Origin of the sequence: Streptomyces phaeochromogenes, assembly GCF_001418655.1 — a bacterium.
GTDB classification, from domain to species: domain Bacteria; phylum Actinomycetota; class Actinomycetes; order Streptomycetales; family Streptomycetaceae; genus Streptomyces; species Streptomyces phaeochromogenes.
Genome location: NZ_LIQZ01000474.1, coordinates 1 through 6,002, shown reverse-complemented (window position 1 = coordinate 6,002; position 6,002 = coordinate 1). Strand labels below are relative to the sequence as shown.

Here is a 6,002-nt window from a genome sequence, read left to right as displayed (position 1 = left end):
CATGAGGAGCATGTTCTCCTCGCCGGTGATCAGGCCATCCACCGCGGAGAACTGACCGGTGACACCGATCGCGGCCCGCACCCCCTGGGGGTCGGCGGCCAGGTCGTGGCCGCCGATGTGGACGTCGCCGGTGCCGGGGTCGGCGGAGACGAGCGTGGACAGGATCTTCACGGCGGTGGTCTTGCCGGCGCCGTTCGGGCCGAGCAGGGCGAAGACCGTTCCTTCCGGGACGGCCACGTCGACGCCGTCGAGGACGGTCTTGTCGCCGTAGGACTTGCGCAGCCCGTTCGCCGCGATGGCCAAGTCGGTCATGATGAGTGCTCCTTCAGAGGCTGCGGAGGGTGATGTCGTCCGAGGCAGCGGACGTTGATGTCGTCCAGAAGCCGCGGACGATGTGGTCGCTCAGAGGCTGCGGGCGGTGATGTCGCCGTAGGCCGTGGTCGCGCGGATGCTCAGGGCGGCGTCGGCGCCGTCGGTGTTCTTGAGTGCGTTGTTGATCCGGCCGTAGGTGGTGCCCGCGTCCAGGGAGGCGGAGACTCCGCGTGCGGCGCCGACCGAGATCTCGCCGGCCTCGGTACGGAGTTCGACCGTGCCGCGCACGGCCTCGGTGATGTCGATGCCGCCCTTCTGGGTGCTGATCTCCGCGTCGCCGCCCAGGCGGCCGACCGAGACGTCACCGGCGAGGAGGGTGAGGCGGGCGCTCGCGGTCTCGTCGAGCTTGACCGAGCCCTGCGCGCCCTCGAAGGCGACGTCACCGAGCCGTCCGACGCCCCGGAACTCGGCGGCGGCCGTCTTCGCCTCGACGCGGGAGCCGACGGGCAGCTGGACGGTCACCTCGACGGATCCGGAGTGGCCGAGGATCCGGTTCTTCGCCGGTGAGGCCTCGATCCGCAGGACACCGTCGTCGCCGTACGCGACCTCGGTCTGTTCCGCCGCCTTCACGTCGCGGCTGTTCGAGGTGTCCGCCGGCAGGACCTCGACCGTGGTGTCGGCCCGGTCGGCGGCGATGAACCGGATGCGTCCCGCGGGGATGTCGAGAACGGCGGAGATCGCGGCGGGGGTGTCGAACTTCTGCATGGTGTTCTCCTCTTGCACTGCTTGTCTTGCGCTGCTTGTTTCTGACAACCGAAACGCTACGTTGCGTTCATGGATCGCGCAACGAGGTTGTTGCATTCGATTGTCATCAGTGCAGCTCAGAGTGTAATTATCGTTGCAACCGTCTGAGTTTTAACGCAACGACAATCCCGTCGCGCGTTGCATTGGGCTGCGAGTGAACGCTATGCTGGAGGCGTCAAAGAAGCGTGAAAGGGGACCGCGATGCCGGGAGGCAGACTCACCCAGCAGGAACGTCAGCAGATCGGGCTGGGGCTGGCCGACGGGCTCGCCTACGCGGAGATCGCCAGGCGTCTCGACCGTCCGACGTCGACGATCACGCGTGAGGTGATGCGCAACGGCGGCCCCACCGGCTACCGCGCCGACCTGGCCCACCGTGCCACCGAGCGCCGCGCCCACCGGCGCAGGCAGGCCGAGCCCCGGGGGTCGGAGGCGCCCCCGCAGGCCTTTGGGCGCGACGCGGAAGCCGTGCGCGAGTACGAGGAGACGTTCACCACCGTCTTCATGCAGCAGGGCCTGCCCAAGATGATGTCCCGGGTGCTCGCCTGCCTCTTCACGAGTGACGCGGGCAGCCTCACCGCGTCCGAACTCGTCCAGCGCCTCCAGGTCAGCCCGGCGTCCATCTCCAAGGCGATCGCGTTCCTGGAGAGCCAGGACCTCGTCCGCCGGGAGCGCGACGAAAACCGCCGGGAGCGCTATTCGGTCGACGACGACGTCTGGTACCAGTCGATGGTGGCCAGCGCCCGCGGCACCCTCCAGCTCGCCGAGACCGCACGGCAGGGCGTCGGCATCCTCGGCCCCGACACCCCGGCCGCCGACCGCCTCGAAAACATCGCCCGCTTCCTCGACTTCGTCAGCGAGAGCCTCATCCGCGCCGCGGACCAGGCCCGCGAAGTCCTCCACACGAAACCCGAGTCGACCGTGCCGAAAACCGTGCCTGAATCCGTGCCTGAAACCGTGCCTGAAAGCTGAGCGGGAGCCCGGTCACGCGACCCGCAGCAACAGCTTCCCCGTGCTCGTCCGGCCGCCCATCAGCCGGTGCGCCTCGGACGCCTCCTCCAACGGGAACTCCGCGGTCACCGGCAGGGAAACGACCCCCTCCGCCACGGCCGTGAACGCCTTCTCCGTCAGGGCCCGCAGAGCGCCCGGCGCTGTCTGGGCCAGGGTCAGGATGGAGAAGCCGGAGACCGACAGGCCGGTCGGGTACAGCTCCGGCTGCCCGACCCGCCACGGCTCGGCCGAGCTCGCGTTGCCGAACGACACCAGGCGCCCGAAGACGGCCAGGGAGGCGAGGGACGCCCTGAAGGTCTCGCCGCCGACCGGGTCGAGAGCCAGGTCGACGCCCCGGCCACCCGTCGCCGCACGCACCTCGTCCACGAACTGCACGGAGTCCGTGGTGGACGGGACGACGAACACATCGTCGTAGCCGTGGTCCAGCGCGTACTTCGCCTTCGCCGCGCCCGACACCACCCCGAACACCCCGGAGGCCCCCGCCGCCTTCGCCAACTGCCCCACCGCAGTGCCGATTCCGCCCGCCGCGCCCTGCACGAGAACCGTCTCGCCGGGCTGCAGCCGGCCCACCGCGTGCACGAGGGCGTACGCGGTCGGCAGGACCGTGGGCAGCGTGGCGGCCGTACGGAGGTCCACGCCGGACGGCAGCGGGAACACGGTCGTCGCGTCGGTCACCACCACGTCCGCGTACGCGCCGCCGGCCGTCAGGGCCGCCACCTCCTGGCCGACCTCGACACCCGACACGCCCTCGCCGAGCGCCCGGACCCGGCCCGAGACCTCAAGGCCCGGGACGAACGGCAGCGACGGTACGCGGTAGCCCTCGCCCCGCGCCTTGAGGTCGGCGAAGTTCACCCCCGTGTACGCCACGTCCACGCTCACCTGGCCGGGGCCCGGCTCGGGCACCTCCGTCTCCACCGTCCTGAGGACCTCGGGGCCGCCGTACTCCTGGACCTGAACCGCGCGCATGCCACACTCCCCGGTCGACTGTTCAATGAAAAGCGAACACTCCGGAGTGTATGGTTTCCGTCGAACACTCGGCAAGGCGGAAACGCCCGTATTCAAGACGGCCGTGCTCAGAACGATCGTGCTCAAGGGGAGGCGGACATGGCGGAACGCGTCAGTCACCGGGCGGCTCCCGAGCACATCCACCCCGACGAGGTCCCGGTCCTGACCGCCCTCGCAGCCCTCTCCGATCCCGTACGCATCACGCTCGTACGGGAGCTCGCGGGGTCCCCCGTCTGGACGCGCAGCTGCGGAAGCTTCGACGTGCCCGTCGGCAAGGCGGCCCTCAGCCATCACTTCTCCGTGCTGCGCGGCGCCGGACTCGTGGAGCAGCGCGACGAGGGCGCCAGGCGCGTCAACCGCCTGCGCCGCGAGGAGTTCGACGCCCGCTTCCCGGGGCTCCTCGCCCTCGTCCTGCGCGAGGACTGACCCGTACGACTTCCTGCGCGAGGGCGGCCCGGCGGCCCAACGCCGGTCGGCGGGCGGCCAGTCAGTCGGTCGTCGTCGGCAGTCGCAGCCGGGCCCGGTAGCCGCCGTCCGCCGTCGGGCCCGCCTCGAAGGAGCCGTCGAGGTTCTCGGCACGTTCGCCCAGGCCGATCAACCCCTGTTGCGAGCCGGGCAGTTCGAGGGTCGGACGGGTCGGCGGGGTGTTCGTGACGATCACGCCCAGCTCGTCGCCGAGGTGCCACAGCTGCACGGTCGCCGTCGCGCCGGGCGCGTGTTTGCGTACGTTCGTGAGGGCCTCCTGCACGGTCCGGTAGACCGCGCGCTGGGCCGGGGCCCCGATACCGGGCGGCAGTTCGCCCTCCAGGGTCACCTCGATGCCGCACGTGTCGATCAGCTGTCGCAGGTCCGCGAGTGTCGGCTGCGGGGTCAGCTCGGTCGTACGGCCGCCCGAGGCCCGCAACAGCGTGACCATGTGCCGCAGTTCGTCGAGTGTCGTGACGCTGAGCTCGCGGATCGCTCGGGCGGCCTCGCGCGAGCCCGGGTCCGGCGCGCCGACCTGCAGCGCTCCGGCCCGTACGGCGATGAGGCTCACCTGGTGGGAGACGACGTCGTGCATCTCCCGTGCCAGCTGGGCCCGTTCACGGGCCAGCACGTTCTGGGCGTGCAGCAGCCGCTCGTGCTCGCGTGCCTCCTCGATCTCGACGAGCCGGACCGCAGCGTCGCGCCGGGCCTGGACCAGCTGCCCCAGGAAGACCGGGGCCGCCGCGGTGGCCAGCAGGTAGACGAAGTTGACGAAGGTCCAGGTGCGGTCGTCCGACGCGTACTCCGACAGCGGCCACGGCATGGCGGAGGCCGCCGCCGACGCGGTGGCGCAGGCGGTCAACAGGCGGCGGTCCCGGCTGAGTTCGGCCAGTGTGTAGAGGGCGGCCAGGGGAGCTACCACGACCGACGAGAACAGCGCGGCGGGCAGCGACAGCAGGAAGACGGGCAGCGGGAACCGCCGCCGTACGGCGAGAGCCGCGCAGGCGGCGACCGAGAGGACCACCTCGACCGGGGTGTCCAGGTCGAGCTGCCACCACACGTCCAGCGCCGCGAGGGTGACGAGCAGCGAGTCCGTGAGCCGGGCCGTCCACGCCGCACGCGGACGCCCGGTCATGAACGGCCAGTCCCTCTTGCCCCTCCCCTTGCCCCTCGCCTTTCCCGTCAACGCCCTGCTTCCCCATGGTCGGCGTGATGTCCCTAACGGTGCATGTCTTCCACCCCGGCCGCGCGCAGATGCCGTCTCAGCAGTACGTCGGCGTCGGTCTCCGCGCAGCGGTCGCGCCAGGCGCGGGCGTCGTCGCGGCGTATCGCGAGCTCGGTGCACGTCGGGCAGCCGGGTACGGGCACGGGCGGACGGCTCAGGTCCTCCTCCTGGCCCCGCTCCTGACGAACCGTCACGGCATCCTTCCCGAGCGCTTGTTGGTCGCCTTCAGGGCCGCCGCCAGCCGTTCGTCGGCGCAGCGCTTTCTTGACCCCGGCGGCCCGTTCTACGCCGTCGTGATGGACGAGAGCTGTCTGCGCAACGCGATGGGGAGCTCGGCCGTCATGCGCGACCAGTGCGCGCACCTGTTGCGTGTCGCGCGGCACTCCAACATCCACATCCAGGTCGCTCCGGCCGGTTCCTTCGGACTCGACCGGCCCAGCGGCACCGTGTCGTTGATTACGCTCCCCGACGGGCATCAATGGGTCTACGCGGAAGCCCTCGATCGCGGCCATTTCAACGATGATCCGGCCGTCTGTGCGTGCTATGCCCAGACCTATGATGTGCTCAGGGCGGACTCTCCGTCAGCCCGCGAATCCGCCGCTTTGATCAGCGACGCGATGGAGGGGTACGAGGAGCATGGACAAGCACGGGCTGAGCGCGGCGACTTGGACCAAGAGCACCTACAGCGACGCCAACGGCGGAGACTGCATCGAAATCGCCCCCGGCATCCCCGGCATCGTCCCCGTCCGTGACAGCAAGAACCCCACCGGCCCCGTCCTGCTCATCCGGCGGAGCGCCTGGGCGGTGTTCGTGGCGGGCGTCCGGTAGGAGACGCCAACTCCTTTGGTGGGGCTACCTGTACCTCCATTTCGGGAGGCCGCTTCATGGTGGCGGGGAGCGGGCGGCGGGATGGTTGTACCCAGACGCTCCCGGAGGTTCACAGCCTCTCCGCCGGAAGGAAACCGCCATGAACATCCCCGCTACCCCCGCCACCGTCGTCGCGGCCCCCGAGAGTGAGCTCGGGCCGCTGCTGGACGCCTGGGACCAGGCGCACACGGCCGCCACCGCTGATCCCGAGTGGCGGCATCTGCTGGACGAGATGGCGCATCCGCGCACGACGCAGGCGTTCTACCGGCTGGCGGCGGGGCGTTGACCGGGTGGGCCTTTTTCCGCCCCCGCCGCC

General features: G+C 70.6%; 9 protein-coding genes and 1 pseudogene. 5 read left to right on the top strand and 5 right to left on the bottom strand.

The window, feature by feature from the left end:
* The coding region (locus AOK17_RS43225; protein WP_157881520.1) for an ATP-binding cassette domain-containing protein at window positions 1–312 on the bottom strand (312 nt) is incomplete at its 3' end.
* A gap of 90 nt (window positions 313–402) precedes the next feature.
* Window positions 403–1,077 (bottom strand): DUF4097 family beta strand repeat-containing protein, encoded by a 675-nt coding sequence (locus AOK17_RS43220; protein ID WP_055618127.1) that lies wholly within the window; start codon window positions 1,075–1,077, stop codon window positions 403–405.
* A gap of 240 nt (window positions 1,078–1,317) precedes the next feature.
* Between AOK17_RS43220 and AOK17_RS54215 the strand changes: the two genes are divergently transcribed.
* A complete protein-coding gene (locus AOK17_RS54215) occupies window positions 1,318–2,085 on the top strand; it encodes a GbsR/MarR family transcriptional regulator (RefSeq protein WP_055618126.1) in 768 nt (255 codons plus the stop codon).
* A 12-nt stretch (window positions 2,086–2,097) separates the two neighbouring features.
* Here the strand turns inward: AOK17_RS54215 and AOK17_RS43210 are convergent, their stop codons facing one another.
* Window positions 2,098–3,090, bottom strand: a complete 993-nt coding sequence (locus AOK17_RS43210) for a quinone oxidoreductase family protein (RefSeq protein WP_055618125.1) — start codon at window positions 3,088–3,090, stop codon at window positions 2,098–2,100.
* Between the two features lie 138 nt (window positions 3,091–3,228).
* Between AOK17_RS43210 and AOK17_RS43205 the strand changes: the two genes are divergently transcribed.
* Complete coding sequence (locus tag AOK17_RS43205; RefSeq protein WP_055618124.1) at window positions 3,229–3,555, top strand: ArsR/SmtB family transcription factor; 327 nt, start codon at window positions 3,229–3,231, stop codon at window positions 3,553–3,555.
* A 61-nt stretch (window positions 3,556–3,616) separates the two neighbouring features.
* Here AOK17_RS43205 and AOK17_RS43200 read toward each other — a convergent pair whose 3' ends face one another.
* Complete coding sequence (locus AOK17_RS43200; RefSeq protein ID WP_055618123.1) at window positions 3,617–4,729, bottom strand: sensor histidine kinase; 1,113 nt, start codon at window positions 4,727–4,729, stop codon at window positions 3,617–3,619.
* A gap of 83 nt (window positions 4,730–4,812) precedes the next feature.
* Complete coding sequence (locus AOK17_RS51075) at window positions 4,813–5,181, bottom strand: hypothetical protein (RefSeq protein WP_245697742.1); 369 nt, start codon at window positions 5,179–5,181, stop codon at window positions 4,813–4,815.
* Between AOK17_RS51075 and AOK17_RS52960 the strand changes: the two are divergent.
* From AOK17_RS52960 to AOK17_RS43185, 3 genes and pseudogenes are all read left to right on the top strand, one after another.
* Window positions 5,110–5,370: pseudogene (locus tag AOK17_RS52960) on the top strand (Scr1 family TA system antitoxin-like transcriptional regulator); the annotation flags it as partial. The gene AOK17_RS51075 and the pseudogene AOK17_RS52960 overlap by 72 nt on opposite strands.
* Before the next feature lie 85 nt (window positions 5,371–5,455).
* The gene (locus AOK17_RS43190) at window positions 5,456–5,647 is read left to right on the top strand and encodes a DUF397 domain-containing protein (protein ID WP_055618121.1); all 192 of its coding nucleotides are present in this window, start codon (window positions 5,456–5,458) and stop codon (window positions 5,645–5,647) included.
* Between the two features lie 139 nt (window positions 5,648–5,786).
* Entirely contained in the window at window positions 5,787–5,972 is a 186-nt protein-coding gene (locus tag AOK17_RS43185; RefSeq protein WP_055618120.1) for a hypothetical protein, read from the top strand.
* The last annotated feature ends 30 nt before the right edge of the window (window positions 5,973–6,002 follow it).

Bases quoted from the DNA above. Each gene is read 5' to 3' on its own strand.
- AOK17_RS43220 (WP_055618127.1), bottom strand. From the start codon at position 1,077: ATGCAGAAGTTCGACACCCCCGCCGCGATCTCCGCCGTTCTCGACATC.
- AOK17_RS54215 (WP_055618126.1), top strand. From the start codon at position 1,318: ATGCCGGGAGGCAGACTCACCCAGCAGGAACGTCAGCAGATCGGGCTG.
- AOK17_RS43210 (WP_055618125.1), bottom strand. From the start codon at position 3,090: ATGCGCGCGGTTCAGGTCCAGGAGTACGGCGGCCCCGAGGTCCTCAGG.
- AOK17_RS43205 (WP_055618124.1), top strand. From the start codon at position 3,229: ATGGCGGAACGCGTCAGTCACCGGGCGGCTCCCGAGCACATCCACCCC.
- AOK17_RS43200 (WP_055618123.1), bottom strand. From the start codon at position 4,729: ATGACCGGGCGTCCGCGTGCGGCGTGGACGGCCCGGCTCACGGACTCG.
- AOK17_RS43190 (WP_055618121.1), top strand. From the start codon at position 5,456: ATGGACAAGCACGGGCTGAGCGCGGCGACTTGGACCAAGAGCACCTAC.
- AOK17_RS43185 (WP_055618120.1), top strand. From the start codon at position 5,787: ATGAACATCCCCGCTACCCCCGCCACCGTCGTCGCGGCCCCCGAGAGT.